The organism is Microbacterium longlingense (genome assembly GCF_058349825.2).
Genome location: NZ_JBYRJA020000009.1, coordinates 64,771 through 91,592 on the forward strand (window position 1 = coordinate 64,771; position 26,822 = coordinate 91,592).

Below are 26,822 nucleotides of genomic sequence, written 5' to 3' on the forward strand. Positions count from 1 at the left end.
CGCAAAAAGATAAGCGTTTCACCCGGCAAGACGCGCGTTCACTCAGGGTTGAAGGGCGCCGGGACAACCTCGCTGATTCTGCGGTACTCGCTCGGGGAAACGCCGACACTCCGGCGGAACTGAAGTGCAGCGAAGTCAGGGTCCCCCCACCCCACCTGAGCCGCGATCTCTGAGATAGGCGCGTTATCCACGCGCAGTAGGTGAGCCATTCGCTCGGCACGAAGCATCGTCAAGTATGAGATCGGCGACTTGCCAAAGGCTTCGACGAACACCCGCCGCAACTGAGACACGGACAAGTGCGCTCGGGCTGCGAGCTCAGTCACAGTCCAGTGCCGATCCAACTCCGCACGCAAGACCTGCGCGACCTCAAGAACATCTGGACGTACAGGACGGAATTGACGATGGCGTGGCACGGTGGGCGCCGATGCACTTCGCCGTGTGCCAGATGCCCCTTCATTGGCAACCACAATAAACGGAACCAGAATGTCGAACACGGCGGAGACGAGCGATTGCGCTCGATAGAACCGATCAGGAGGAAGGCCGTCTACGCTCAACGCAACTAACTCATCGAGCCATGGCATCATCAGTCCCGCCCTGTGCCTACCGATACGGACCACCTGGGTGGGTTCTGCGTAATGGGCGTCAAGGAACCGACTGGCGTCGAGCCGCTCATGGAACCGCGACGCGTACTGCCAGAACACCTGATCGATGACATAGTCTCGGTCAAGGTAGAGTGTCGTGGTCGAAATCCACCCCTCGGGCTCAGCACCGCAGAGAGTGTTCGCTGCCAGAATGACAACGTCACCCATGCTGACGAAGTGCACGCCAAACTCACTGAACAGTCGAGCTCTGCCCGCGCGAACGACGATGAACTTGAGACAGTCAAAAGCGATCGGGTCAACCGGCGCGTGTGCGACCTGGGTTCGGGCGAGGAGTGGCGAAAACGTGGCCACTGGAGCCAACGACACACCGTTGGGCCTCGTGAATACGTCCTGTCGACCATCGACCGTCATACTCGCTAATCGAAGGCTAGTCGCCGCCGAGAATCGAGTACCCCTAACGGTACCCATACGATGCAGGCCGAGAACCCTAACGCTGACGTCGCACTGGACTCACCGAATCAATGGTTGAGCCGGATCTGTCACCAGAACATCGGTAGAAGTGACGCAAGGAACCCTACTCCTGCGGTGCTGAGCATGGTGATCGCGAGAGTCCAGCAAAAGCGCTCAGCGTGGGAGCGCTTATGAAGTTCAAGCCTCTCTGGATCGCGTTCTGATACGAAACCTGTGACGCTTGTCGATTCGCGGTCACGGATCTCGTCGCGTGCTGTCAGGGGGCGCGTGTAGGTGCGGTCCTGCACGCTCCACATTGCGATCGGTCTCTGGTCGAGGTCCTCGACGATGGTGACGTTCGTGGTGAGGCTGGGCCCGTCGATGGCGCGAATGATGAGGGCGGCGATGGCGAAGGGGACGCCGATGATCGCACCGATCCAGGACAGCAGCTCACCGATGATGCCGATGGTGTCGAGGGTACTCATGGTGGCGTCGGTATCTCGAAGGTCAGGTGGTCATGCCGTCCAGACGGTAGCCCATACCCGGCTCGGTCAGGAGATGCACCGGACTGGTGGGGTCTTCTTCGAGCTTGCGTCGCAGTTGGGAGACGTAGAGGCGGAGGTAGCCAGTGTCTTCGGCGTGTTCGGTGCCCCAGATGGTGGTGAGGATCGTTTGGCGAGTAACGAGCTTCCCGGCGTTGCGAATGAGGATGTCGATGAACTGCCATTCCGTGGGGGTAAGGCGTATCTGCTTTTGCCCGTCGGGAGTGTCGCGGGTGACGCTGTGCGCGGCGAGGTCGATGGTCACCGCACCGAGGTGGACGACGGGGGTGGCGTCCTCTGGGGGGACTCTGCGGGTAAGGGCGCGGATACGGGCAAGGAGTTCTTCGACGGCGAAGGGCTTGGTGATGTAGTCGTCCGCGCCAGCGTCGAGCGCTTCGACTTTGTCAGCGGCGCCGGCACGTCCGGAGACGACGAGGATGGGTGCCTGCGACCAGCCGCGGATGCCGTGAATGACTTCGATGCCGTCGAGCTTGGGCATGCCGAGGTCGATGAGGAAGATGTCGGGGTGGTGGTCGATCGCGGCTGCGATCGCCTCAGCACCGTCTGCGGCGGTGAAGATCTGGTAGCCCTTGGCGGTGAGGGTGATGCGCAGGGCGCGGAGGATCTGCGGGTCATCGTCGGCGATCAAGATTCTCATGACTGCTCCCGGCTTTTGCTTGTTGTTGCGGTGGTGGTGGTGAGTGAGATGACCATGGTGAGCCCGCCACCGGGTGTGTCCTCGGGCGTGAGTGTGCCGTGCATCGCTTCGATAAACCCACGGGAGAGTGCGAGGCCGAGACCGAGGCCGGTGGTGTTGTCGGTGTCGCCGAGACGTTGGAACGGCAGGAAGATGTCGTCCAGCTTCTCGGGTGGTATACCGGGACCCCGGTCGATGATGCGTATCTCGAGCCGGTCACCGAAGGTGCTCGTGCTGACATGGATCGGCGTGCCGGCGGGGGTATAGCGGTGGGCGTTGGCGAGGAGGTTCACCAGGACTCGTTGCAGGAGTACGGGGTCGGCGTGGGCGAGCGCGTCGCCGTGGGCGAGGTTGAGGGTGACGTCGGTCGGGCCGAGGTGGAGTTCGTCGAGGGCTGGGGCGATGGTTTCTGCCGGGTCGGTGGGGATGTCGGCGATCGTGAGGACCCCGGCTTGCAGGCGACTGACATCGAGAAGATCCGTGACGAGGGCGGCGAGGGCGGCCAGACTCTCCTCAGCGGTGTCGAGGAGTTCCCTCTTATCCACCAACGCCAGATCAGGCCCTGCAGCTTTCAGCCCTCCGACCGCCGCGGCTGCGGCCGCGAGGGGGCGGCGCAGGTCGTGACTGAGGGCGGAGAGGAGGGCGCCGCGGACCCGATCCGATGCCGCGATCGGTTCGATCTGCTTTGCCGTCTGGGTGAGGCGCTGGTGTTCGAGGGCGGCGGTGAGTTGGGCGGTGACGACCGCGAGGAGACGTTGTTCCGCCGCGGCGAGATCGGAGCCGTGCAGCTCCAGAGTGGTGTCGTCGGTGACACGAATACTGGTGTGGTGATTGTCGGGCAGCGGTTCACCCGATCGGGCGAGCACATCTTCGCCGCGCATCAGCCGGACACCGGGAAGTTGGAACGCCTCACGGGTGCGGTCGATGAGCGCCTGGATCGCGTTGTCTGCGCGCAGGACGCTGCCGGCGATCGTCTGGATGAGTTCCGATTCGGCGGCGGATCTGCGGGCGGCACGGGTGTAGCGGGCGGCACGGTCGACGATGAAGCTCACCAGGCTTGCGATCACGACATACAAGATGAGGGAGAGCAGGTGATGGGGCTGCTGGATATGGACTGTGTAGAGCGGTTCAATGAACAGGAAATCGAGGGTGATCCCGGACAGCACGGCAGCGAACAGGGCTGGCCAGATGCCTCCGACGAGGGCGACGACGACGACGAGAAGCTGATAAGAGAGAACGTCCGTGGTGATGGAGCCTTCGCTGCGGAACAGAGTCAGCAGTGCTGTGAGGGCTGGGCCGCCGAGGAGGGCGACGACGAATCCGAGGATGCGGCGTTTGCGGGTGAGTGCCCCGGTGAGCGGGGGCAGGGTGAAGCGTTTCCCGGCGGCGGCGTGGTTGACCATGTGCACGTCGATGTCGCCGGACTCGCGGACCACGGTCGCGCCGATGCCGGGCCCGGTGAATGCGGAGGTGATGCGTCCGCGGCGGCTGGCGCCGAGGACGAGTTGAGTGGCGTTGACGGAACGGGCGAACTCCACCAGTGCGGTGGGGATGTCTTCGCCGATGACTTGGTGGTAGGTGCCGTTGAGTTTCTCCACGAGTGCCCGTTGCTCGGCCAGGGTGGCGGGGTTGCCGGAACGGAGTCCGTCTTGGCTGGTGATGTGCACGGCGATGAGCTCGCCGCCGGCTGAGCGGGCGGCGATGCGTGCGCCGCGGCGTAGCAGCGTTTCGCCCTCCGGGCCTCCGGTGAGGGCGACGACGACACGTTCGCGGGCCTCCCAGGTGCTGTCGATGCCGTGGTCTTTGCGGTATCCCTTCAATGCCTGGTCGACTTCGTCGGCGAGCCAGATGAGGGCGAGTTCGCGCAGTGCGGTGAGGTTCCCGAGCCGGAAGTAGTTCGACAGGGCGGCATCGATGCGTTCTGCGGGGTAGACGAACCCGCCGCTGAGCCGGTCCCGGAGGGCTTGGGGTGCGAGATCGACGACCTCGATCTGCTCGGCCCCGCGCAGGAAGCTGTCCGGGACGGTCTCGCGTTGGGGCACTCCGGTGATCTGCTCGACGACATCGTTCAAAGACTCGATGTGCTGGATGTTGAGGGTGGAGATCACATCGATCCCTGCCGCGAGAAGCTCCTCCACGTCTTGCCATCGTTTGTCGTTCTTCGATCCGGGCGCGTTGGTGTGCGCGAGTTCATCGATGAGCGCGACGGCGGGCTTGCGGTTAAGCACCGCGTTCAGGTCCATCTCTTCGAGGGTGACCCCGCGGTGCTCGACGAGGGTGCGGGGCACACTGGGGAATCCTTCGGTCATGGCTGCGGTCGCGGCACGTCCATGGGTTTCCACGATCCCGACGACGACGTCTTTCCCGTCCGCGAGCAGGCGCCGGCCGTCCTCCAGCATGGTGAAGGTCTTGCCGACGCCGGGGGCAGCGCCGAGCAGGACCCGTAGCTGCCCCCGTTTCGACATGATCAGCCCTCCAACTCGTCCAAGGCGATGTTCAGTTCCAGAACGTTCACCCTCGATTCTCCCAGGTAGCCTGCGTCCGGGCCCTGGGTGTGCGCCTCGACCAGCTCCCGCACCTGTTCTGCAGGGATGCTGCGGGCTTCGGCGACACGGGCGATCTGGATCGTCGCGTACTCGGGGCTGATGTGCGGGTCAAGCCCCGAGGAGGAGGCGGTGACCGCGTCGGCGGGCACCTCGTCCTCGGCGACCCCGTTGAACTCCGCCACCTGGGTCTTGCGTTCGGTGATCGCGGCGATGAGATCCTCGTTCTCGGGGCCGTAGTTCGACCCGGAAGAGGCGCCCCCGTCGTACCCATCGCCGGCGGCAGAGGGGCGCGGCTGGAAGTACTCCGGCAGCGGGTTCCCGTCCTCGTCCGCGAACGACTGACCGATCAGCGCCGACCCGACCGGTTCGCCGTCCTGGTTGGTGACGATCGACCCGTTCGCCTGGGCAGGGAGGACGAGCTGTCCGATGCCGGTGATGAGGAGGGTGTATCCGACCCCCAAGGCGAGGGTGAGGAGGGCCATGGCGCGGGTGGCGACCCAGACGGTGCGCCCGACTCCGCGAGCTTGTGTGTTCATGATGATCTCTTTCTCAGAAGGCTCAGAAGCCGGGGATGAGACGGACGACGAGGTCGATCAGCCAGATCCCGATGAACGGGGCGATCACGCCGCCGAGGCCGTAGACGGCGAGGTTTCGGCCGAGGACGCTGGACGCGTTCCCGGGCCGGTACTTCACCCCACGCAGGGCCAGCGGGATGAGGAAGACGATCACGATCGCGTTGAAGATGATCGCCGACAGCACCGCCGAGGCCGGCGTGTGCAGCCCCATGATGTTGAGGACGGCGAGCTGCGGGAACACGCCCATGAACATCGCCGGGATGATCGCGAAGTACTTCGCGATGTCGTTGGCGATGGAGAACGTCGTGAGCGCCCCACGGGTGATCAGCAGCTGCTTCCCGATCCGCACCACATCGATCAGCTTCGACGGGTCGCTGTCGAGGTCGACCATGTTCCCGGCCTCTTTCGCTGCTGACGTGCCGGAGTTCATCGCGACCCCGACGTCGGCCTGCGCGAGCGCAGGGGCGTCGTTGGTGCCGTCGCCGGTCATCGCGACCAGGTTGCCGCCCTCCTGCTCCTTGCGGATGTAGGCGAGCTTGTCCTCGGGGGTGGCTTCCGCGAGAAAGTCATCGACACCTGCCTCTTTCGCGATTGCGGCCGCGGTGAGGGGGTTGTCGCCGGTGATCATGACGGTGCGGATACCCATTGACCGCATCTCGGCGAACTTCGCAGGCAGCCCCTCCTTGACGACATCCTTCAGGTGCACGACACCCAGGAGGTTCCCTTCCCCGGCAGCGTCCTTGGTCGCGACGACCAGCGGGGTGCCACCGGACTGGGAGATGCGTTCGACGTACTCGTCCAGCTCGGCGAGCAGGGACGACGGCAGGCGCCTCCCACCTTCTTCCAGCCAAGCGATGACGGCGGAGCCGGCACCCTTGCGGATCTGGGTGCCGTCGGGCAGGTCCAGCCCCGACATGCGGGTCTGCGCCGTGAACGGCACGATCTCCCCGGTAGTGTTCCGGTCGAACTCGCTGTGCTCCTGCTCCGCAAGTTCCACGATCGACACCCCCTCGGGGGTCGGGTCGGCGAGCGAAGACAGCGCCGCCGCACGGACGAGCTCCTGCTCGCGCACCCCGCCAAGGCGCACGAACGCTGAGGCGCGCCGGTTGCCATAGGTGATGGTGCCGGTCTTGTCGAGCAGCACCGTCGTGACATCACCGGCGGCTTCGACCGCACGCCCGGACATCGCCAGCACGTTCCGCTGCACCAGCCGATCCATCCCCGCGATCCCGATCGCCGACAACAGGGCACCGATCGTGGTCGGGATGAGACACACCAGCAGCGCGACAAGCACGGTCACACTGACCGGGGCGGCCGCATAGGACGCGATCGGGTTCAGGGTGAGTGCGACGACGACAAAGATGATCGACAGCGACGCGAGCAGGATATTCAGCGCGATCTCGTTCGGGGTCTTCTGCCGGCTCGCACCCTCGACGAGTGAGATCATCCGGTCCACGAACGTCTCACCCGGTTTGGAGGTGATGCGCACCACGATCCGGTCCGACAGCACCCGAGTGCCGCCGGTCACCGCGGACCGGTCGCCGCCGGACTCACGGACCACGGGTGCGGACTCGCCGGTGATGGCCGACTCGTCCACCGACGCGATACCCCAAACGATGTCGCCGTCGCCGGGGATCAGCTCGCCCGCGGTCACGACCACCACATCTCCCAGGGTGAGATCTGAGGAGGAGATCTGCGTGGTCGCGGCCCGCTCAGCGGCTGCATCGGTGGCCGGGTCGTATGAGCTGACCCGGTTGGCCATGGTGCTGGTGCGGGTCTTGCGGAGCGTTTCGGCCTGCGCCTTGCCGCGACCCTCGGCGACGGATTCGGCGAGGTTGGCGAACAGCACGGTCAGCCACAGCCACACCGCGATCGCCCACGTGAACTGCCACGGCACGACCGTGCCGCCGGAGTCGGCAGGCCCGCCGATGAACGGCTCGCTGATGGCGAGGATCGTGGTGAGGGCGGCGCCGACCCAGACGAGGAACATGATGGGGTTGCGCCACTGCTCTTTGGGGTTGAGTTTCCGGAACGCGCCGGGCAGGGCTGCCCGGACCTGTTCCCAGGTGAACCCGCCCTTCCTGGTGGGGGCCTCCGCCGTCTTGGGGCGGGGTTCAGTGATGGTGGTCATGGTTACATCAGCCCTTCCGCTAGGGGTCCTAGCGCGAGAACGGGGAAGAAGGTCAGTGCGGTCACGAGGATGGTGACCACGGTGAGCAGTCCGATGAACATCGGACGGTGCGTGGGCAGGGTGCCGGACGTGGTCGGGACCTTGTCCTGCGCGGCGAGGGAGCCGGCCAGGGCGAGGACGAACACGATCGGCATGAACCGGCCCAGCAGGATCACCACACCCAGTGCGGTGTTCAGCCACGGGGTGTTCGCGGTGAGGCCCGCGAACGCGGATCCGTTGTTGTTGGCGGCTGAGGTGAACGCGTACAGCACCTCGAACATGCCGTGGATGCCGGGGTTCCAGATCGACGTGCTCTCCACGTCCTCCCGGATGCCGGGGATCGCAAAGCTCATCGCCGTTCCGGCCAGCACCAGGGTGGGCATGACGAGGATGTAGAGCGCGGCGAGTTTGATCTCGCGCGGTCCGATCTTCTTACCCAGGTACTCGGGAGTGCGTCCGATCAGCAGACCCGAGATGAACACGGCGATCACCGCGAGGATCAGGATCGCGTAGATGCCGGACCCGACACCACCGGGGGTGACCTCGCCAAGCATCATGTTCAGCATCGGCATCATCCCACCCAGCGCGGTGTACGAATCGTGCATCGAGTTCACCGCGCCCGTTGAGGTGCCGGTGCTGGTCGTCGCGAACAGGGTGGATCCGAGAATTCCGAACCGCTGCTCCTTACCTTCCATCGCCCCGCCCGCAAGCTCCGGGGCGGTGCCCATGCCTGCGGACTCGAGCGCGGTGAGGATCGAGAACGATGCGACGTACAGGATCGCCATGACGGAGAGGATCGCGTAGCCCTGACGGTTGTCGCCGACGATGCGGCCGAAGGTGCGGGGCAGTGAGAACGGGATGACGAGCATCAGCAGCACCTGGAACACGTTCGTCCACGCGGTGGGGTTCTCGAACGGGTGTGACGAGTTCGCGTTGAAGAACCCGCCACCGTTGGTGCCCAGAAGCTTGATCACTTCCTGCGATGCGACCGGGCCGCCGGGGATCGTCTGCGTGGCACCGGTGAGGGTGGTGACGGTGGTGAGGCCGTTGAAGTTCTGGATCACTCCGCCGATCATCAGCACGATCGCACCGATCACCGCGATCGGCAGCAGAATGCGCAGGGTGCCGCGGATCAGATCGACCCAGAAGTTCCCGATCGTCCCCGAGCGGCGGTACGCGAAACCACGCACCAGCGCGATCGCGACCGCGATACCCACGGCGCCGGAAACGAAGTTCTGCACCGCCAGACCAGCGAACTGGACAGTGTAGCCGACAGTGAGCTCCGGCGAATAAGACTGCCAGTTCGTGTTCCCCACGAAAGAGGCCGCCGTGTTGAACGAGAGATGCTCACTGGGTGCCGGAAGACCGAGGGAGTACGGCAGCCATGGCTGAAGGCGCTGCAGGCCGTAGACGATGAGGAGGCCGATCGCGGAGAACGCGAGCACGCTGCGCAGGTAGGCCTGCCAGGTCTGTTCGGTCTTCGAGTCGACGCCGATGACCTTGTAGATGCCGCGTTCGACTTTCCAGTCCTTGCGGGACGTGTACACCCACGCCATGTAGTCACCGAGCGGACGGTAGAGGACGCCGAGAATGACGGCGACGGTCGCGAGCGCGAGGAGCGCATACACCCAGGTCATCAGAAGCGCTCCGGTTTTACCAGAGCGAACACGAGATACACGATCGCCGCGACCCCGAGACCGGCGGCGAGAAGTTCAAAGACGATCACAGCTTCTCCACCGCCTTCCCCAGCAGCCCGACGACGACGAACACGGCGATCGCGCCGAGCACGTAGACGATGTCAAGCACAACAAGCTCCATTCGGATAACAAGCGGCAGCAGAACTGCTGACCGCGCGACCCAAGATGCGGGCGCAACTCCCGATCAAACACCCGCCGCACCCTGTGAAACAGGCGTCCTAACGAAACCCATACGAGGATCCGCGCGACTCTGACATCCCGCTAACACGACACCCCGGTGACCCGCCCCGACGCCTCCGATGCGGGTCACGGGCGGATCCGGTCTGTCTTGTTAGGGTCTGCCGGTGTGGGCGCATGAGTTCTGTGAGGGACCATTCCGTACCGGTCGATGCCCGCGTAGGACTAGGGACATGACTCTCACCGCGATCCTGCCCACTCTCAGACGCAACATCCCCGACCCCCTCGAACCCCGACTTTGGCCGGAGCACACCGTACCCAGGATCTCCGACGTCGTGGTGGGCGGGGTGTCCTTGACGAGACTGGTGGAGATCACCGGTACCCCGGCACTGCTCACCGGAGACCTCCCGCACCCCAAGCCGGCACAGACCCGAGCCCACGGCATCGGAAACGACGTGACCGTGCTGGTTTTCCGGATCACCCTCCGCATCGACACCGAAGCGGGCAAGCAGGTCGCGCTCACCGACTGCGGGTTCGACCGCGTCACTCCTCGCTGGGACGAGTGCCGACTCATCGGACGCACCTCAACCACGAAGAACACCACCATCGAGCTCATCCCCGGCGAATCCGGCGCCGCACCCTGGCCGTACCCGATCGTCAACCTCCCCGGGGGCCTCCACCAGGGCGACCTGCTCGCCGTTCCCTGCGCCGGCGCTGTCGCCCTCCGCGACGTACGCCCGGAACTGCCGGTGAAGACTGTCGCCGCCCCCATGCCGCGCATCCTCGAACTGGCGAGTGCCTCATGAGCGTCCTGCACACCCTGATCTCATCCCGAGCGATGGCGCTCGCCGAGCTGTACCAGGACACCCCGACCTGGCCTGTAGGTACCACGTTCACCGACAGCGACATCACCGTCGGCCAGCAGTCGCTCACCAGTCTCGCGGCTGAACGCGGCACCCCGTGCGTGCTGATCGCACCCAGCGGAGCACGTCAGCCATGTGAGGAGTACCGCGCCGTCGTGATCGCCACGATCCTGTCCTGTACACCTCGCGACGGATGGCGGCACCCCATGGAACTCACCGTCGACTGCGACCTCCGCGTCCTCGACGGTCGGGTCCTCGACACCTTGCTCCTGCAACATCCGAACGCTCGTCACCGCAAGACAGTCTTCGTGCACTCAGCAGACCAGCAAAACACGATCCGGGCATGGCTACCCGAAACTGCAGCCCCCGGTGACCTCCTCGCCCTCACCGCCGTGGGCACGATCGCTCTGGGACAGATCGTTCCCCACCCCTCCCGTAACACAACAGGGACAGACGACCATGAGCACTGGCAAGGCAGGTGCCTCAGGTAATGAAGTCCACCTGCGCCGCCACTTATAGCGCCCCCTTCGACCAGCGGCCTCTCACGCCGGTGCCCCTGCTAGTGTGCGGCGACAAGATCGCCTGCCTCGACACCTCGCCGACCTCGATTCCGACTCACGAGTGGCCCTGGAGCGTCGCCGGGCACACGCGCTCGTCATCGGCACCCACGTACTTGACGCAGACCACATCCGCAAGGCGTTGAAGAGTCGACTCCGGAACGCACATGACATCCTCAACACACATCCCCTCGTCCGGCACGTCATCTACATCGTCCACCTCGACCCCGACCTGGGTTCACCCGATATGGCGGTGAGGCTGCTGTTCGCGACAGCGAGCGCGCGTCATGCCGAAATCGAAATGCGACACGGCCGAGACATCTGCGTCACCAGTATCGTCACCTCCACCCACACCAGTGCCGAGGCCCTCGCGAAACGAGTGAACGACAGAATCAGGACCGTACCATTCGAGGGCTCCTACGCCACCTTGTGGGATGAGATCGCAGACAAATCGCTCGCCGCCGCGGCGGCAGAGGATCTCCTCTAGCCCGCTACGCGAAGAGGACGAGGGAGACGCTCGTACCGCAAGTCGTTGCTCATTCGTAGTGCTGGGAACTCTGTCTGCTGCCGCCTCTAGAGGATAGGGCGTACGTCTCTTCATAGACCGCCAGCCAGACACGTTCGTAGAGCGTTCGGGTAATCCGCCCGTGACGAAGCTCTTCCGTTGCGTGCTGCATCAGCAACGACAACTCCGTGATCATCTCTTCACGGACCTCGTCCTCGCGGCTGGGCCGAAAGAGAAAGCGACTCGACCATGCCGTTGCCACCCGTCCGCGAAGGGGTCGGGCTTTCCACCATAAGAACACACCGATAGCAATACCAACGATCGCGATCCCGAGCGCGGACCCCTCCGGTGATAGTCCGGTCGCCAAAGAAAGCAGCCAGCCCAGCAAGCCTGCGCTGAGCCGCAGCGGAGCGAATGCGCCCGAAAGTCGAGCCCAGAACCGTTCGTGGTCGGAGGACACTGGCGAATAGACGACCAGGCGCGAGGTTCCTACCCCATGACGCGCTACAGCATAAGAAACGTGCCCCCAGCACACAGGACGGGGCAGCTTGGAACCGCTACGAAGCATCGGCTCGCCGCCGCCGAAAGGAGTAAGGGGACATGATCCGATACTCGTGAGGTCGGCGGAGTATCGCGAGAGCGCCTAACGAGTTCCATGCGATGAAGCCGCTGATCTGAGGTCATTCCTAACGTGATCCTCATGCCCTCGTGCGGCGCTGACTCCGCAACACGAAGCGTTAGATTCGAAACGCGTCGCCCTCACCAACATTTACTAACAGGATCCATGCAGACTGCGTCTCTGCTTCCCAACAAATGCGCCAAGACAGCTAACAAATTTCTAACACTGAGGCTTGTAAAGTGAACACGCGAGTTGCGAGAATGTTTGACTGGAAGAGGCAGGAATGATCGGAAACGCACTATCTGGATGGCACCTGGCAGCTATCGTACTAGTCGTCATGCTGCTCTTCGGATCTTCTAAACTCCCCGCACTGGCAAAAGGCCTTGGAGAGTCCCTGCGTATTTTGCGGCGGGAAACAACCAATCAGGATCAGCTTCAAGAGGTACCAGAGGTCGCAGATACTGAAACCAACCAACAGTCAATGCCTGAGCGTCGAACTCCTAACGTTGATCAGAACTAGAGCGAGAGATTTCAGTCGCAAGGCCTAGTGCGTACGCAGCCTGATACGGAACGACACCGTTCCCTAAAGCATTTAGCTGCTGACTCAAGGTCAACCCCAGATTCGCGTTTGTCACCCACCCGGCTTGAAGACCCATGAGCCATTCCACGAACTCGGGCGCCGGACGCGGGCCAGTCTCGTCGCTCAGAAGCGCCGGCGGCGGTGCAGCACGGCCGGTGATCTGTTCCCATCGGGTCACGGCTTCGGCGTATCGTCCCCAGCGTCGAAGAGCTGCCCGATCAACGACCAAAGGCTGTCGGGCTCCTCGGTGCGCGGGTAGTCGCTGGGTCCGTGGAGGGCGAGGTCGATGATCTGATGGCTCAGTGCGATCGTGCCTCGGCGTGCTGTCACCTGTTGCAAGGTCTCCCCACCACGGGCGGCGTCTGAGGCGAGAGGGGTTCGGAATAGTGCGGCGGGCGAGGATGAAGACGCGGTATCTGGGGTGGGGTGCACCGATTGCGGAAGCGGGTAGACCGATCCATTGCGCGTCATACCAGAGGTCGGCCAGGTCTCCCAGAACTGCTCCTGCTGCGCGAAGAGGTCGAGGTGCGGTTTCTCCCAGATGCCACGGGTCGAATTCCACACCGCGACTGGTTGCGGCATCGGGGGTTGCGTGTCCGGGGTTGCGTTGCTCATCGTTGTCTCCTTCGAGGTTCGTGCGGATTGCTGGCGCTGAGAGCAGCCCGCGTACGTTCTCAATCACGACCCATTCCGGTTGCAGAACGTCGATCGCGGTCGCCATTTGCGCCCACAGGCCGGAGCGGGTGCCGGGTTTCAGGCCGGCCATCTTCCCGACGGTCGATACGTCTTGGCAGGGAAACCCGCCGCAGAGGATGTCCACCGGTGGCACGGTGTTCCAGTCGATGGCGGTGATGTCGCCGAGGTTCGGGGCGTCGGGCCAGTGGTGGGAGAAGACGCGGGCGACGGGTTCGTTGATCTCGGAGAACCAGATCGTTCGGGCGCTGAAGACTTCCTCGACGGCGAGGTCGAGACCGCCGTAGCCAGAGAACAGAGACCCGACGCGCAGCGGCGCAGGGCCGGAAAGTAGCGCAGGCTCTTCTCGCAAGGGAACTCCCGTAATCGGCGATCCCGGCCCGCACGTTCCGCGCCGCCGGATGGTCACCTCTCAGGTGCACGCCGTCATTCCCGCGCCCTACTCGCCCCGACACCTCAGCCACCGACTTACGCGCCTCTCCCACGCCCGACCTCCTTGCCTCCGCCGCTCTCACCGCCGCCCCGTCCTCAGCCACCTCTCTGCCTCCCTCCCGAGCCTCCACGCGTCTTGCAGATGCGGTTTCAGAGCCCGCGAGTACACGCAGAGCCACCCGCGCGCACCTCCTTCCGAACGCGACCGAGCGTTCAGGAAGGACGACCCCGACGAGTACGAGAACGACATACCAACCGGCCCAGTTCGAGGCGTCGGGGTGGGATTCCGGCACCCCGGAGCGCAAGGCGAGGTTCGTGAACTCCCTGCTCCGGTTCATCGCGGCGGACTGCCCGCGCGAACGCTTCACCCGATCGCTCTACCAGGGGCTCTCGACCCACGGTTATTTCGGGTTCACCGCGCACTACGACCTCGACGGGTTCTACGACGCGCAACTGTCCACCCCGGCACGACGAGCGGGCTTCCTGAACGAGCTGCGCCGCGACTGCGAGCGTGATGCGCACCTCGACCGCCCAGACCTGTGGAGCGACGTGAAGCGAGTGCTCGCCGAGGGGCTGCAACCCCAAGCGTTGCAGACACCGGCCAGACGGTTGCCTGCACCTGTGCGGCGGCGACCCCCGGCGGGCAAGCGCGACGGGCTGACGCTCTTCTGATCTACCGCCGGGGTTGCGCGACGTTGCGCAGCGCAACCCCTGACGCACCCCCTCCCCGGTTGCGCGGCTGCGACGAGGAACGAAAACGGGAATCGGGTTGCCGGTAGTGTTTCGCCTGCCTGGGCTCGTACTAGTGCTACGCGACCGCGACGCCGAAGAGCAGCCCGATGAGGTAGGTTGCGATCATTGTGGCCGAGCCCATAATCACGTTGCGCAGGATCGCCCTGCCGCGCGGCGCACCACCGAGAGCAGCGCTGATCCATCCCGTGAGGAACAGGCCGATCACGACAGCGACGGCCGCGACCCAGATCCGGTGTTCCCCGAGGGGGAGCAGGATCATCACAAGGGGGATCAGCGCGCCGACCGTGAACGCAACGAACGACGACAACGCGGCCGCCCAGGGGCTGGTGAACTCTTCGTGGTCGATACCGAGCTCGACTTCCGCATGGGCGGCAAGCGCATCATTCGCGGTGAGTTCGACGGCGACCTGATGGGCGAGCTCATCGGAGAGGCCGCGCTGCCGGTAGAGGCCAGCGAGCTCTTCGAGTTCTTCGTCGGGCATCGATTCGAGCTCCCACTTTTCCTTGGCGATTAGCGCCTGCTCGGTGTCGCGCTGCGTGCTGACCGAGACGTACTCTCCGCCCGCCATCGAGAACGCGCCCGCGACGATCGCGGCGATACCGGCAGTGGCGATCGCGAGCACGTTGTTTGGGGTGGCTGCGGCGACACCGATCACGACGCCCGCCGTCGACACGATGCCGTCGTTCGCGCCGAGCACCCCGGCGCGAAGCCAGTTCAGACGCTGGCCGATGTCCTGGAGGTGAGCTTCACCGGGATGCTGCGTGTCAGATGAGCGACGAGTCATGGATCAGTTCCTTTGTGGAGTGTGTGCTGCCTGAACGGGGGCGGTGGTCTCGTGTGGCCCGGCGCTCACGAGGCGTTCGGATCGTGGCCCAACCGCGCGAAGCGCACCGAGGATCGCAACGAGATCGACCAGCTCCTGCATCCACGCGCCCAGGAGCGCCGGTAAAAATCCGAACGCGGCGATGAGCATGAGGGCGACGCTAATGATGATGCCCAGCCAGATGCTCTGCAGCGCGATCCGCACGGTATCTTGGCCGATCCGCACCGCGCGCGGCAGCGAGGAGAGTGTGTCGTAGCGGTTGACGACGGCCGCTGATTCGCTCGCAGCGGTCGCGCCGCGAGCACCCATCGCGAATCCGATATCGGCGGCTGCGAGCACAGGTGCGTCATTCAGGCCATCGCCAACCATAATGAGCGGGCGGGGCCGCACCTCGCTCACGATGCGCACCTTGTCTGCGGGGCGGCACTCCGCGTGCACCTCGCTGATTCCGAGTGTTTCCGCGATCGGCCGAGCGGTGGCGGTTACGTCTCCGGTGACCATCAGGGTGCGCTCGATGCCGAGTGCCGTGAGCTCACGGAGGACGGCCTCTGCCTCCTCGCGGACCTGATCGCGCATGATGATCGCACCTGCGAAGCGGTCGTCCACCGCAACGTAGATCGCAAGCTCGCCTGGCGCAAGGTCAGCCACGGTAAGCATTGGCGCGTATTCGCGTACCCAGGAGGGCTTGCCGACCCGCGCGACCACAGTGTTCGGTGTCTCGGGCGTGCGGAGGGTTGCGGCGACACCGTTGGTGGCGAACTCCTCGGCCTCGGATGCTTCGAGGAGCGGAATCTGACGCCGCTTCGCCGCTCCGACGACGGAGCCGGCGAGCACGTGCGAGGAGTAGACCTCGGTTGAGGCTGCAAGGCCTAGCACTTCGTCTGCGTCGAACCCCGGCGCAGCCACGATGCGTTCGAGGGCGGGTTTCCCGGCGGTGATGGTGCCGGTCTTGTCGAATGCGGCCGAGCGGGCGCGGGAGAGCTGTTCGAGGGTGCCGCCGCCCTTCACGATCAGTCCGAAACGCGCTGCCCGGCTCATTCCGCCGAGGAACGCGACAGGGGCCGCGATCAGTAGCGGGCACGGGGTCGCGACCACCAGCACCTCGGCGAACCTGACCGGGTCACCGCTCACGGCCCATGCGACACCGGCGATGACCAGGGAGAGGATCGTGAACGGCACCGCGTAGCGATCCGCGAGCCGCACGACCTTCGCTTTGCTGCTCGCGGCCTGCTCGACGAGCCGCACAATCTGCTGGTACTCGCTCTCCGCCGCAGGCGCTGCGGCGCGCATCGTCACCGCGGCCTGCCCGTTCACTGCACCGCTCGATACCTTCTCCCCGGCCTGACGTTCGACCGGCAGGCTCTCGCCCGTGAGCGACGACTCATCGAACACGGCGTGCTCGGAGACGAGGATCGCGTCCACCGGCACCAGTGCGCCCGGGCGCACGAGCAGCAGGTCACCGACCGCGACCGCATCGACTGGCACCTCCTCGGTGGCGGTATCCGCCGTGTGCGCCGAGGTTTCGGTGTCGAGGATCTTCGTGGCCTGCTGCGGGGCCTTGCGCAGCAGCGCGGTGAGCTCTCTCTTGGAGCGGTGCTCGGCGTAGTCTTCGAGCGCCGCACCTCCGGTGAGCATCAGCACCACCACGAGTGCCGCCCACGGTTCCCCGACGAGCACGGCCGCAGTGATCGCGGTTACCGCGAGAATGTCGAGCCCCGCATGCTTCCGTAGGAGCTGCCGGATCATCCCGACTGCCTCCCACGCCGCGATCGCGAGCGCGTACCCGCCCACGATCCACCGTGCCACGCCGCTCGCGGGCGTCGCGAGGAGCAGGAGTCCAACCGTCGCGACCAGCAGGGTTGCGAACACGAGCGGATACGCCCTGACTGCGGCGAGAAATCGGCTCATGCTACTTATTTTCCCATGCGGGAGCTGCCCCCGCACCGCAGGCCAGCCTCACCTACATCAGTGACAGCTGGAATCTGGCCTGTTCACAGCAGCACGATACCTAGTCCGGCGGCGGCGAACACCACCGCCCATGCCGGCGCTTTCCACGAGGCCAGTGCCACGAAGGAGAGCACCGCCACGAGGAACGAAGCGGCACCCGTAACACCCTCGACGAACACGGGATCGTAAAGTGCTGCGGCGAGTAAACCCACGACCCCGGCATTCACGCCCATCAGAGCACGCCGCACCCCGACTATGCGGCGCAGTCGCTCCCAGAACGGCAGTACCCCCAGCACGAGCAGCGCGGATGGCAAGAAGATCGCGATCAGCGCGATCGACGCTCCTGCCATCCCGCCTGGGCCGCTCGTGGTGACCGCACCGAGGAACGCGGCGAACGTGAACAACGGCCCCGGCACCGCCTGAGCGGCACCGTAGCCAGCAAGAAAGGTGCCGGACTCCACAAGCCCCGTCTGCACCATCTCGGCTTCCAGCAGCGGCAGGACGACATGACCGCCACCGAACACGAGCGACCCTGTGCGATAGAAGATATCGAATAGGCCCACCGTCGCATTCCCGGTGAGCATGGTGAGGATCGGCAGGCCTCCCAGTAACAGCCCAAACACGGCCAGGCTGATCCCTGCCACGGCAGGTCGTATCCGCACTGGAAAGGTGTCTCCGCTTTCTGCGGGGTCGTGCTGAGGGCGGCAGAAGAGCAGCCCCAAGATGCCCGCCATGAACAGGGCGCCGAGCATGGTCAGGGAGCCGGGAACGAGCACGACGGAAGCCATCACGGCGACGGCGATCGTCGCGCGGCGGGCGTCAGGCGTCAAAGACTTCGCCATGCCTAGCACCGCATGGGCGACGACCGCGACCGCAGCAGCCTTCAATCCGAGCACCCACCCGGCCTGAGACAGATCGCCGAGCGCAGAGACCCCGAACGCGAACGCGAGCAGCAGCACGGCAGAGGGCAAGGTGAAACCCGCCCAGGCCGCTGCCATTCCAAGCACTCCGGCACGCTGCAGCCCGATAGCCATACCAACCTGGCTCGACGCCGGGCCGGGCAGGAACTGGCACAGCGCGACAAGGTCCGCATAGGCACGATCGCTAAGCCACCTGCGCCGTTCCACGAACTCGGTACGAAAGTACCCGAGGTGCGCCACGGGGCCACCGAACGATGTCAGCCCCAGGCGAAGAAAAACCAAGAACACACCGAGGGATGACCCTGAGGGCAATGGGGGCCGATGCTCAAGCGATGACATTTCCCTCCCAGCATGACGCATGGCTCGTGCACCATGGGCCACGACTTCACCACCGCTACCGAAAGTTCACTTTCTTTCCGTCAGACACTCAAAGTCTGTCGAATGCTCCAAATCCACAAAGCGTCGAATCTCTGGCATCGCCCTTATTACGCACACGAGGCAAGCGACGAAGACACTGGGACTGATGACATGTCTTCGGAGACGCTGACGGCGTCGGGTTCACCTTATTGGCATGACTGTCTCGATGCGGGTGATGAGCGCCGGCGACGGCTACAAGTACCTCCTGCGCTCGGTCGTCGCGGGCGACGGCGACCGGAGCCTGTCGACGCCGCTGACTCGCTACTATGCCGAAGCAGGGAACCCTCCCGGCCGCTGGCTCGGCTCCGGCCTCACTCAACTCGGTGAAGGCCGCATCACTCCCGGCGAGGAAGTATCCGAGCAGCAGCTCCAGCTCCTCATCGGGATGGGCTGCGACCCGGTGACAGGCGACCCGCTCGGCCGCGCCTACCCGGTGTACAAGACCCCGGCCGAGCGCATCGCCGAACGGGTCGAAGCCCTGGACCCGGACCTCGGTCCGGCGTCGCGTGCGGAAGTGATCGCGGAGATCGAGGCCGAAGAATACGCACGCGGCGCGAGGAAGGCCGTCGCCGGATACGACTACACGTTCTCACTGCCGAAGTCGGCGTCGGTGCTGTGGGCGGTCGCGGATGCCGGCACCCAGGCGCTCATCGCCGAAGCGCATCACGCGGCGATCGCCGAGGTGATCGACTTCATGGAACGAGAAGTCACCGCGACCCGCATCGGCATGACCGGCGCCGACGGTGGCGCGGTCGCGCAGGTCGATACTTTCGGGCTCGCTGCGACCGCCTACGACCACTACGACTCCCGCAGCAGTGATCCGCACCTTCACACGCATGTCGTCGTGTCAAACAAAGTGAAGACCACGCTCGACGGGCGGTCGCGATCACTCGACGGGCGGCCGATGCACGCCGCGACCGTCGCGCTCTCCGAACTGCACGAGGCGATCATCGCCGACCACCTCACCCGGCTGCTCGGCGTGGAATGGGAGGCGCGGGATCGCGGCCGCGACCGCAACCCCGCCTGGGCGATCAGGACGGTGCCGGAAGAGCTCGTGCTCGAGTTCTCCACCCGCGCCCGCCAGATCGACGCCGAGAAAGACCGCCTCATCGCCGAGTACGTCGAGAAGCACGGCCGGCAACCTTCGGCGGCGACGATCATCAAGCTCCGCGCCCAAGCCACCCTGACCACCCGGCCCGAGAAGCAAGTGCGATCCCTCGCCGATCTCACCACCGAATGGCGCAAGCGCGCCACGACGCGGCTGGGGCGGGAGGCATCGGAATGGGCGCGTGAGGCGATCCCGGCAGCACCCGTATGGGTGCTGCGTGCCGATGACCTTCCTTTAGACGAGATCGAGAAGATCGGCCGTGCCGTGATGGAGGCCGTGGGTGAGAAGCGGTCGACCTGGCACCGCTGGAACCTGACCGCCGAGGCCGCACGGCAGACCATGCAGTACCGCTTCGCGACGGCACGGGATCGGGAGGCCGTCACCGGCATGGTCGTCGATGCCGCCGAGCGCGCCTCGCTGCGCCTCACGCCGCCGGAACTCGCGTCCACGCCGTCCAGGTTTCAGCGGCCGGATGGGTCGAGCGCGTTCCGGCCCCGCCACGCCACCTTGTACTCGTCCGAGGCGCTGCTCGATGCGGAGAAGCGGCTCCTCGAACGCTCCCGCACCTTGACCGGCCCCGAGCTCGCGCTCGCCGTCATCGAGAGGGCCACGAGGCGGCCGGATCGGGAGGGGCGGATGCTCGGCCCTGACCAGGCCGATGCGCTCACCCGGATCGCGGTCTCGGGCCGTCAGCTTGATCTCCTTGTTGGCCCGGCCGGTACGGGGAAGACGACCGCGATGCTCGCGCTCCGCACCGCATGGGAACAGCAGCACGGCGCGGGCTCCGTGGTCGGGCTGGCCCCGTCGGCAGTCGCTGCCGAAGTGCTCGCCGGAGATCTCGGGATCAAGACCGAGAACACCGCACGCTGGTGGACGCTGCACATCATGACCGGCCGAACCTTCCAGGCAGGTCAGCTCGTGATCGTGGACGAAGCGAGCCTCGCCGGCACCCTCGCACTCGACCGCATCACCGGGGCCGCCGCGAAAGCCGGCGCGAAGATTCTCCTCGTCGGCGACTACGGGCAGCTCCAATCCCCAGCCGCGGCCGGCGCGTTCGGACTCCTCGCCGGCGACCGCCCCGACACCCCCGAGCTCTCTACGATCCACCGCTTCACGAACGAGTGGGAGAAGCGAGCATCGCTCAGGCTCCGCCTCGGTGAACCCGACGTGATCGGAGTCTACGAGGACGCCGACCGGATCACCGGCGGCACCACCGACGACATGACCGCACGAGCCTACGAGGCATGGCGCGCAGACCGAGCCGCCGGGATCTCGTCGATCCTCGTCTCCGACTCCGGCGAAGCGGTTGCGGCGCTGAACCTGCGCGCCCGCACCGAGCTGATCCTCGCCGATGTCGTGAACCCGCTCCGAGGCGAAGTCACGCTGGACGGCGGCGTGCAAGCAAGTGTTGGTGACACGGTGATCACGCGGAAGAACGAGCGGAAGCTGCGCACCCGGTTCTCGTGGGTGCAGAACGGGAACCGATGGACGATCACGAAAGTGCGCCGTGACGGCTCAGTGACCGTGCGCCCCGCCGGCTCAGGCCGGGGAGAGTCGATCGTGCTCCCCGCCGACTACGTCGCCCAGCACCTCGACCTCGGCTACGCCGTCACCGCATACCGGGCGCAAGGCGTGACGGTGGACACCTCGCATGTGCTGGTCGATCCGTCGATGACGCGCGAGAATCTGTACGTCGCGCTGACCCGCGGCAAGGACGCCAATCTCGCCTACGTCGCCACCGACACCCCGGACGACGCGCACGCGCACCCGCACCCGCACGAGGCCGAAGACATGGAAGAGGCAGCCCGCCGTGTGCTCACCGGGGTGCTGCATCATTCCGGGGCGGAGCTCTCCGTGCACGAGACGATTGAGGCGGAGCAGGAACGGTGGGAGTCGATCCTGCAGCTCGCCGCCGAGTACGAGACGATCGCGACCGAAGCCCAGCACGACCGCTGGGCCACCCTCATCCGCACCTCCGGCCTCACCGACACGCAAGCAGAAGCCGCGCTCGCTTCGGAAGCGTTCGGGTCACTCACTGCTGAGTTGCGCCGGGCCGAGGCGAATCATCACGACGTTGACCAGCTCATGCCCCGCCTGGTCGCCGCGCGTGGCTTCGAGGATGCCGACGACATCGCCTCCGTGCTGCACTGGCGCGTCGCCAACGCCACCGCCCAGCCCGCCAGCGCAGGGCGCACCCGCCGGGCACCGCGACTCATCGCCGGACTCATCCCCGTCGCGGCCGGGATCACCGACCCCGATATGAAGCAGGCACTCGCAGAGCGGCACCAGCTCATCGAGCACCGAGCCGCCACCCTCGCCGAGCAAGCGGTCGCCGACGGCGCTGCATGGGCACAGGCGCTCGGGGCTCGCCCTGGCGAACCGCGGAAGCAGGAAACCTGGAATCGGTATGCCCGCACGGTCGCCGCCTACCGCGACCGCTACGCGATCACCAGCGCCGATGCGCTCGGGCCGGAGCCGGATGGGGTCGCGCAGAAGATCGACTACGCCCGCGCCGCGCAAGCACTCCAACGAGCCCGTGCACTCGCGGCCGAGCATGCTCGGCCGCAGGCGGGTGTGCGAACGTCCGCGAGGGAACGACGACGCACTCTCTGACGCGAGGGTTCCCGTTCGCGCCGCTCCGACGTACAGTAGAAGCAGAGCGGTCACCCCTGTGATCAACATTTCCGCCTCCGGGCAGGCCTTCGGGCAACTCTCCTAGCGCCGCTTCTGAATAGCTCTGCGCTAACGAGAGGAACCCACCATGTTCAGCGGCATCATCGCGGGAGTGATCAACACTTTCGACTTCCTGGCCAGGTACTTGCCCAGCCTCCGGCTCATCATGCGGATCATCCACCGCCGCGACAGCCACAAGTGGGGCGTGCCTGCCATGCTCATTGCGGCTCCCTACTTCCTCGTCGCGAAGATCTTCAAGGAACTCATCGAGGACGGCGGTGAACCGTGGCTCAGCATCCCGATGCTCTGGTGTCTCGTCATGGGCCTCGTCTTCCTGGCGATGGGACCAGTCGGCCTGATCCTTGTAGCGAAGGCCATGCTGCGAGAGACCGTAGCCAGGAGGAGGGCGAAGCGTTACGCCTGACCTGAACGGAGGATGGCGGGGCACCGATCCGGTGTTCCCACCCTCGTTCGTGGGGTGAGGCACTAACTCGGGAGTTCCGAGGTAGAGAGGACGAGGCGGTAGGCCTTGGTGTTCGCGTCTCCGTAGTCCACGACCTCATCCAGCGCCATGATGTTGCGCACATGCTCCACTGCCTCACGTGGACTCATCGGCGGCTCATCTCCCCAGTCACCCGCGTTTTGGTCGGCGGCCACGATCGCCGCCGCAGTCTCAAGGTTCATCCTCCCGCTCCTCCCGTATCGCTTGTGCCTCAACCGCACGCTAGCGTCGCCTACTGGGTGCGTTCCGCGCTCCGGCCCCAATCGATGGGCCGATGTCGGTGCGTCGCCGTATCCTCAACGTGACGGTCGGTAGACTGGACGGGACATGGCAGATCGAGACTGAGGGAGGCGGCACATGGCACGTGCAGACCTGCTCCTCGACCTAGTCCAAGCTGAGCGGCATGGCGATCGCGACAAGTTTCGCACCCTGGTGGAAGCCGTCATAGCGGAGGAACGCGCAAACCAGCATCACCTGCTCGCCGATAGACTCTCTGAGCTCATCACCACGACGGGTCAAGGATTAGCAAGAGACGACCGCGCGACAGCGGTCCGCGATCTCGTTGAAGAAATCGTGCCCCAAAGGCGTCTAGACGAACTCGAACTTGCTCCTGTTCCTGAACGGGTCATCACGGAGTTAGTTGAAGAGCAAAAGCGTGCGGAGCTTTTACGAAGCTACGGCATCGAACCGCGTAACAGGCTCCTGCTGTCCGGGCCTCCGGGGAACGGGAAGACCAGCGTTGCTGAGGCCATTGCCTCCGAACTGATGCTTCCGCTCTATGTGATCCGTTACGAGGGTGTCGTATCGAGCTTTCTCGGTGAGACAGCTGCCCGACTCGACAGTGCCTTCGAGTTCGCTCGAACAAGACGTTGTGTGCTGTTCTTCGATGAACTCGACACCATCGCAAAGGAACGCGCTGACGAGCATGAGACCGGGGAGATCAAGCGCGTTGTCTCGACGTTGCTGCTACAGATCGATCGACTTCCTGCACATGTAGTTCTTGTCGGAGCCACGAACCATAGCGAGCTTCTCGATCGTGCTGCCTGGCGGCGTTTTCAGGTCCGTGCGGAACTGGGGCCGCCTAGTCGCTCGCAAGCAACCCTGTACCTTGAACACCTCGCCGCACGCTTCGGCGGGGATCTAGGTCTTGCCCCCAGGACTCTGGCCGACAAACTCGCAGGCGCGAGTTTCGCCGAGCTGGAAGAGTTCGCACTTGACGTGCGCAGACGAGCAGTGCTCGGACTGCCGGACCCGGATGTGCGTCGAATTGTGAAAGAACGACTCGAACATTGGCGCAGTCAGGCCTCTGAATGACGGGTGATGGTCGCCCCCTTCTCGCGCTAGGGGCACCAGAAGTGGGCGACCGATATCGCCAGCCTCCTTCTGTGCCGCCCAGCGTGCAAGGACCTGGGTCACGGCGGCAGGGAGAGCGTCTTACGCCTCAGTTTCGAGAGCTAGTCGAAGCGTTCGACGGCCAACGAGCAAAGTTGTCCGCCGACACCGCTGACGAGGTTGATCCCGAGCTTGTTCTCGTATTCGATCTGGCTGGCACTGTCACGGACTTTCGTAACGCGATCAATAAGGTTGAAGGTCTGGAATTCCTGACAGAGCTCTTGGACGAGAGCACCGACCCCGACGACGACTTTCACATGGCGAGCAGAGTGGAGGGACGAACTGACGCAAGAGTCGGGCGTTCCCTACACCTCGTCATGTCGAACAACACCGCTGCCGGGCAGTTGGTAAAGCTCTTCGAGGAGTGGCTCAAGGATCCCGGCATGACTTTCGAACGGGGCTTGACTAAGTTCCGCAGCGCGTTCGAGCAGCTGCGAGCCATTCGACGATGGGGGCCTGCCGACCGTATTCATGAGACTGGTCTGATCGAAGAGTGGCGCGAACGAATCGAGGTCGCTGGTCAGTACTACAGCCCGGTGCGAATCGAGGTGGAACTCTGGTATCGGAGGGACGCCCAGGATCGCCGCCGCGCAGAATCTCACCTAACTTCCCTCATCACAGAGTCGGGCGGGACGATCAAAAGCCGAGCCGAGATAGCCGGTATCTCCTACCACGCACTACTCGTTGAGTTGCCCATCCAACAGGTCTCGTCGGTCATCGAGAACGGTGCGGCTGCGATCGACCTCCTTACCGCTGACGAGGTAATGTTCGTCAGCCCTAGCACCCCAATGAGTGTTACGTCGCCGACGCTCGACCCGCCATCCGCCGTCGATCTTCCCAAGATAGATTCTGCGGACGGTCTCCCGAGGATCGCACTGCTGGATGGTTTGCCATTCGTCAATCACGATGCGCTTGCTGGACGCCTTGCCGTTGACGACCCCGACGATCTTGCTAAAGATTACGCGGTCGCGGCACGGCATCACGGAACCGGGATGGCTTCGCTCATCATCCACGGCGACCTCTCGTCTCCGAGCACTCCGCTCGATCGCAAGCTCTATGTACGCCCGATTCTGCGTCCACACAGTGTCCTCACCGGAGTTGAGCACGTACTCGACGAGGAACTCTTCCCTGATTTGCTGCATCGAGCAATCCGACGCATTGTCGAGGGCGACGCAGGCCGCCCGCCCGCTGCTCCCAGCGTGCGCATCATCAATCTCTCAATCGGTGCAGAGTCTCGAGCGCTCGTGCGGAAGATGAGCCCCCTCGGACGACTTCTAGACTGGCTAGCCGTCGAACTGAATCTGCTGTTTGTTGTGAGCGCCGGAAATCACAGCCGTCCGCTGATGATTCCCGCTACAGCGGCGCTCAACACTGACGATGCTCTGATCGGAGCCGTCAAGGCGGCGCGCGCGACAAGCCGTCAGCGAGGGATTCTTCCACCTGGCGACTCGTTGAACGCGCTCACAGTCGGAGCCATTCACTCCGACTCGAGCGGAGAGATCGAACTCCCAGATGGCGTATGGAACCTCACTGGCGATGGGATGCCGGCCCACTACAGCGCAGTCGGTCCTGGCGTCGGACGATCGATCAAGCCCGATCTCTACCACGCGGGTGGTCGAGTGCTCTATTCCCGACCGATCGTCGAGCCAGGCGCCGAACACGTCGAACTGCGACCTTTGCATACCCCGGCCACCGCGCCGGGGACCAAAGTAGCGGCACCTAGTCGGAGCGGCGCATCTGACACCTTCGCATTCACCCATGGTACGAGCAATGCGACTGCCCTCGTTACTCGCGAAGCAAGCCGTTTGTTCGATGTCCTTGAAGCGGGCGCGGACCTCGACGATCCGAATTTTCCAGCCCCGCAGTACCATCCTGTGCTGGCTAAGGCGCTTCTCGTTCATTCGAGTTCCTGGGGCGAGCGTTCACTTCGTCTGCGTCAGCTCCTCGAAATGGATTCGCAGCAAGCACGTCGAGAACTCAGTGCGCTTCTTGGCTATGGCGCTCTCGACCTCTCGCGCCTAGGCAATGCAGCGACTAATCGTGCTGTTCTGATCGCGGGTGGTTCCATCGAGCGCGAGCAGAGGCACACTTACCAGATTCCTCTCCCTTCATCTTTGCGAGCTCGCCGCGAATGGCATCGGGTTACCATCACATTGGCCTACATGGCTCCGACTGCCGGCCAACTAACGAGGTACCGGGGAACCAAGGTCTTTTTCGAGACTCCGGATAAGCAGATTACGGCGGGGGCAAGGGCCGAAGCAGAGTTCCGTGCCGTTCGTCGAGGGAGCTGCCAACACGAAATCATCGAAGGCGATCAGTCGATGATTTTCGGGGAAGGTGAGACGCTTCCCATTCACGTTGAGTGCATGAAAGATGGGCAGACTCTGCGGAAAGGAAATGCGGTTCGATACGGTCTTGTTGTTTCTGTCGAGACCAGAGTTGAGACCTCGACCACTGTTCACGAAGAGGTGCGCGCAAGCCTCCGAGCGATGGTGCGTGCACAAGCAAGGCAACGCATCCAAGGCTAGATCCACTCCGTATCGCGGCTCGTAAGTCGCGCGGGGAATACCGAGTACTCCTTT

General features: G+C 64.6%; 23 protein-coding genes and 1 pseudogene. 9 read left to right on the plus strand and 15 right to left on the minus strand.

Going from position 1 to position 26,822, the window contains the following annotated elements; all coding sequences use genetic code 11:
- Window positions 1–38: 38 nt before the first annotated feature.
- The 8 genes from AC3RXY_RS13285 to AC3RXY_RS13320 form a co-directional block, all read right to left on the minus strand.
- Complete coding sequence (locus tag AC3RXY_RS13285) at window positions 39–1,013, minus strand: helix-turn-helix domain-containing protein (protein ID WP_491511400.1); 975 nt, start codon at window positions 1,011–1,013, stop codon at window positions 39–41.
- A gap of 128 nt (window positions 1,014–1,141) precedes the next feature.
- The gene (locus AC3RXY_RS13290; protein ID WP_491511401.1) at window positions 1,142–1,537 is read right to left on the minus strand and encodes a hypothetical protein; all 396 of its coding nucleotides are present in this window, start codon (window positions 1,535–1,537) and stop codon (window positions 1,142–1,144) included.
- A gap of 22 nt (window positions 1,538–1,559) precedes the next feature.
- Complete coding sequence (locus AC3RXY_RS13295; protein WP_100814277.1) at window positions 1,560–2,252, minus strand: response regulator; 693 nt, start codon at window positions 2,250–2,252, stop codon at window positions 1,560–1,562.
- The gene (locus AC3RXY_RS13300; RefSeq protein ID WP_491511402.1) at window positions 2,249–4,756 is read right to left on the minus strand and encodes an ATP-binding protein; all 2,508 of its coding nucleotides are present in this window, start codon (window positions 4,754–4,756) and stop codon (window positions 2,249–2,251) included. Before AC3RXY_RS13300 ends, AC3RXY_RS13295 begins: the two co-directional genes overlap by 4 nt.
- Window positions 4,757–4,758: 2 nt before the next feature.
- Window positions 4,759–5,373, minus strand: coding sequence for a potassium-transporting ATPase subunit KdpC (gene kdpC, locus AC3RXY_RS13305; RefSeq protein WP_491511403.1), 615 nt, complete (start codon window positions 5,371–5,373; stop codon window positions 4,759–4,761).
- 22 nt (window positions 5,374–5,395) lie between these two features.
- A complete protein-coding gene (gene kdpB / locus AC3RXY_RS13310) occupies window positions 5,396–7,543 on the minus strand; it encodes a potassium-transporting ATPase subunit KdpB (protein WP_491511404.1) in 2,148 nt (715 codons plus the stop codon).
- 2 nt (window positions 7,544–7,545) lie between these two features.
- Entirely contained in the window at window positions 7,546–9,219 is a 1,674-nt protein-coding gene (gene kdpA / locus AC3RXY_RS13315; protein WP_491511405.1) for a potassium-transporting ATPase subunit KdpA, read from the minus strand.
- The gene (locus tag AC3RXY_RS13320) at window positions 9,219–9,308 is read right to left on the minus strand and encodes a potassium-transporting ATPase subunit F (protein WP_035731468.1); all 90 of its coding nucleotides are present in this window, start codon (window positions 9,306–9,308) and stop codon (window positions 9,219–9,221) included. The genes kdpA and AC3RXY_RS13320 overlap by 1 nt, the downstream gene beginning before the upstream one ends.
- Window positions 9,309–9,689: 381 nt before the next feature.
- Between AC3RXY_RS13320 and AC3RXY_RS13325 the strand changes: the two genes are divergently transcribed.
- The 3 genes from AC3RXY_RS13325 (at window position 9,690) to AC3RXY_RS13335 (ending at window position 11,363) form a co-directional block, all read left to right on the plus strand.
- On the plus strand, window positions 9,690–10,262 hold the full coding sequence (locus AC3RXY_RS13325) for a hypothetical protein (RefSeq protein ID WP_491511406.1): 573 nt from the start codon (window positions 9,690–9,692) through the stop codon (window positions 10,260–10,262).
- On the plus strand, window positions 10,259–10,810 hold the full coding sequence (locus tag AC3RXY_RS13330) for a hypothetical protein (RefSeq protein WP_491511407.1): 552 nt from the start codon (window positions 10,259–10,261) through the stop codon (window positions 10,808–10,810). The genes AC3RXY_RS13325 and AC3RXY_RS13330 overlap by 4 nt, the downstream gene beginning before the upstream one ends.
- A 130-nt stretch (window positions 10,811–10,940) precedes the next feature.
- Window positions 10,941–11,363 (plus strand): hypothetical protein, encoded by a 423-nt coding sequence (locus tag AC3RXY_RS13335; protein WP_491511408.1) that lies wholly within the window; start codon window positions 10,941–10,943, stop codon window positions 11,361–11,363.
- Window positions 11,364–11,412: 49 nt separating this feature from the next.
- Here the strand turns inward: AC3RXY_RS13335 and AC3RXY_RS13340 are convergent, their stop codons facing one another.
- A complete protein-coding gene (locus tag AC3RXY_RS13340) occupies window positions 11,413–11,949 on the minus strand; it encodes a DUF6611 family protein (RefSeq protein WP_491511409.1) in 537 nt (178 codons plus the stop codon).
- A 388-nt stretch (window positions 11,950–12,337) separates the two neighbouring features.
- On the opposite strand from AC3RXY_RS13340, the gene AC3RXY_RS13345 reads away from it, so the two are divergent.
- Window positions 12,338–12,520: a twin-arginine translocase TatA/TatE family subunit gene (locus AC3RXY_RS13345; protein ID WP_491511410.1), complete on the plus strand. Its 183-nt coding sequence runs from the start codon at window positions 12,338–12,340 to the stop codon at window positions 12,518–12,520.
- A 234-nt stretch (window positions 12,521–12,754) separates the two neighbouring features.
- On the opposite strand, the gene AC3RXY_RS13350 is transcribed toward AC3RXY_RS13345, so the two are convergent.
- Window positions 12,755–13,195, minus strand: coding sequence for a hypothetical protein (locus AC3RXY_RS13350; RefSeq protein ID WP_491511434.1), 441 nt, complete (start codon window positions 13,193–13,195; stop codon window positions 12,755–12,757).
- 46 nt (window positions 13,196–13,241) lie between these two features.
- Window positions 13,242–13,682, minus strand: a pseudogene (locus AC3RXY_RS13355) (DNA cytosine methyltransferase); the annotation flags it as partial.
- Between the two features lie 338 nt (window positions 13,683–14,020).
- Here AC3RXY_RS13355 and AC3RXY_RS13360 point away from each other — a divergent pair.
- Window positions 14,021–14,377 carry a hypothetical protein gene (locus AC3RXY_RS13360; protein WP_491511411.1) on the plus strand — a complete coding sequence of 119 codons (357 nt, stop codon included), beginning with the start codon at window positions 14,021–14,023 and terminating at the stop codon, window positions 14,375–14,377.
- Between the two features lie 136 nt (window positions 14,378–14,513).
- On the opposite strand, the gene AC3RXY_RS13365 is transcribed toward AC3RXY_RS13360, so the two are convergent.
- The 3 genes from AC3RXY_RS13365 to chrA all read right to left on the minus strand — a co-directional run bounded on the left by AC3RXY_RS13365 (window position 14,514) and on the right by chrA (window position 18,487).
- Entirely contained in the window at window positions 14,514–15,242 is a 729-nt protein-coding gene (locus AC3RXY_RS13365; protein WP_336652132.1) for a VIT1/CCC1 transporter family protein, read from the minus strand.
- A gap of 3 nt (window positions 15,243–15,245) precedes the next feature.
- Window positions 15,246–17,189 carry a heavy metal translocating P-type ATPase gene (locus tag AC3RXY_RS13370; RefSeq protein WP_491511412.1) on the minus strand — a complete coding sequence of 648 codons (1,944 nt, stop codon included), beginning with the start codon at window positions 17,187–17,189 and terminating at the stop codon, window positions 15,246–15,248.
- An 83-nt stretch (window positions 17,190–17,272) separates the two neighbouring features.
- On the minus strand, window positions 17,273–18,487 hold the full coding sequence (gene chrA, locus AC3RXY_RS13375; RefSeq protein ID WP_491511413.1) for a chromate efflux transporter: 1,215 nt from the start codon (window positions 18,485–18,487) through the stop codon (window positions 17,273–17,275).
- A 232-nt stretch (window positions 18,488–18,719) separates the two neighbouring features.
- Here chrA and mobF point away from each other — a divergent pair, with 232 nt between their 5' ends.
- Both mobF and AC3RXY_RS13385 read left to right on the plus strand, forming a co-directional pair.
- The gene (gene mobF, locus AC3RXY_RS13380; protein WP_491511414.1) at window positions 18,720–22,286 is read left to right on the plus strand and encodes a MobF family relaxase; all 3,567 of its coding nucleotides are present in this window, start codon (window positions 18,720–18,722) and stop codon (window positions 22,284–22,286) included.
- Window positions 22,287–22,434: 148 nt separating this feature from the next.
- Window positions 22,435–22,770, plus strand: coding sequence for a hypothetical protein (locus AC3RXY_RS13385; RefSeq protein ID WP_491511415.1), 336 nt, complete (start codon window positions 22,435–22,437; stop codon window positions 22,768–22,770).
- Window positions 22,771–22,832: 62 nt separating this feature from the next.
- On the opposite strand, the gene AC3RXY_RS13390 is transcribed toward AC3RXY_RS13385, so the two are convergent.
- Complete coding sequence (locus AC3RXY_RS13390; RefSeq protein ID WP_491511416.1) at window positions 22,833–23,030, minus strand: hypothetical protein; 198 nt, start codon at window positions 23,028–23,030, stop codon at window positions 22,833–22,835.
- A gap of 175 nt (window positions 23,031–23,205) precedes the next feature.
- Between AC3RXY_RS13390 and AC3RXY_RS13395 the strand changes: the two genes are divergently transcribed.
- Together AC3RXY_RS13395 and AC3RXY_RS13400 are read left to right on the plus strand one after the other, a co-directional pair.
- Window positions 23,206–24,162, plus strand: coding sequence for an AAA family ATPase (locus tag AC3RXY_RS13395; protein WP_491511417.1), 957 nt, complete (start codon window positions 23,206–23,208; stop codon window positions 24,160–24,162).
- A 173-nt stretch (window positions 24,163–24,335) separates the two neighbouring features.
- On the plus strand, window positions 24,336–26,768 hold the full coding sequence (locus AC3RXY_RS13400) for a S8 family peptidase (RefSeq protein WP_491511418.1): 2,433 nt from the start codon (window positions 24,336–24,338) through the stop codon (window positions 26,766–26,768).
- Window positions 26,769–26,822 lie beyond the last annotated feature (54 nt).

Excerpts from the sequence above, each read along its gene's own strand:
- AC3RXY_RS13285 (WP_491511400.1), bottom strand. The coding sequence starts at position 1,013 with ATGACGGTCGATGGTCGACAGGACGTATTCACGAGGCCCAACGGTGTG.
- AC3RXY_RS13290 (WP_491511401.1), bottom strand. The coding sequence starts at position 1,537 with ATGAGTACCCTCGACACCATCGGCATCATCGGTGAGCTGCTGTCCTGG.
- AC3RXY_RS13295 (WP_100814277.1), bottom strand. The coding sequence starts at position 2,252 with ATGAGAATCTTGATCGCCGACGATGACCCGCAGATCCTCCGCGCCCTG.
- AC3RXY_RS13300 (WP_491511402.1), bottom strand. The coding sequence starts at position 4,756 with ATGTCGAAACGGGGGCAGCTACGGGTCCTGCTCGGCGCTGCCCCCGGC.
- kdpC (WP_491511403.1), bottom strand. The coding sequence starts at position 5,373 with ATGAACACACAAGCTCGCGGAGTCGGGCGCACCGTCTGGGTCGCCACC.
- kdpB (WP_491511404.1), bottom strand. The coding sequence starts at position 7,543 with ATGACCACCATCACTGAACCCCGCCCCAAGACGGCGGAGGCCCCCACC.
- kdpA (WP_491511405.1), bottom strand. The coding sequence starts at position 9,219 with ATGACCTGGGTGTATGCGCTCCTCGCGCTCGCGACCGTCGCCGTCATT.
- AC3RXY_RS13325 (WP_491511406.1), top strand. The coding sequence starts at position 9,690 with ATGACTCTCACCGCGATCCTGCCCACTCTCAGACGCAACATCCCCGAC.
- AC3RXY_RS13330 (WP_491511407.1), top strand. The coding sequence starts at position 10,259 with ATGAGCGTCCTGCACACCCTGATCTCATCCCGAGCGATGGCGCTCGCC.
- AC3RXY_RS13340 (WP_491511409.1), bottom strand. The coding sequence starts at position 11,949 with ATGCTTCGTAGCGGTTCCAAGCTGCCCCGTCCTGTGTGCTGGGGGCAC.
- AC3RXY_RS13345 (WP_491511410.1), top strand. The coding sequence starts at position 12,338 with ATGCTGCTCTTCGGATCTTCTAAACTCCCCGCACTGGCAAAAGGCCTT.
- AC3RXY_RS13350 (WP_491511434.1), bottom strand. The coding sequence starts at position 13,195 with ATGAGCAACGCAACCCCGGACACGCAACCCCCGATGCCGCAACCAGTC.
- AC3RXY_RS13365 (WP_336652132.1), bottom strand. The coding sequence starts at position 15,242 with ATGACTCGTCGCTCATCTGACACGCAGCATCCCGGTGAAGCTCACCTC.
- AC3RXY_RS13370 (WP_491511412.1), bottom strand. The coding sequence starts at position 17,189 with ATGAGCCGATTTCTCGCCGCAGTCAGGGCGTATCCGCTCGTGTTCGCA.
- chrA (WP_491511413.1), bottom strand. The coding sequence starts at position 18,487 with ATGTCATCGCTTGAGCATCGGCCCCCATTGCCCTCAGGGTCATCCCTC.
- mobF (WP_491511414.1), top strand. The coding sequence starts at position 18,720 with ATGACTGTCTCGATGCGGGTGATGAGCGCCGGCGACGGCTACAAGTAC.
- AC3RXY_RS13385 (WP_491511415.1), top strand. The coding sequence starts at position 22,435 with ATGTTCAGCGGCATCATCGCGGGAGTGATCAACACTTTCGACTTCCTG.
- AC3RXY_RS13390 (WP_491511416.1), bottom strand. The coding sequence starts at position 23,030 with ATGAACCTTGAGACTGCGGCGGCGATCGTGGCCGCCGACCAAAACGCG.
- AC3RXY_RS13395 (WP_491511417.1), top strand. The coding sequence starts at position 23,206 with ATGGCACGTGCAGACCTGCTCCTCGACCTAGTCCAAGCTGAGCGGCAT.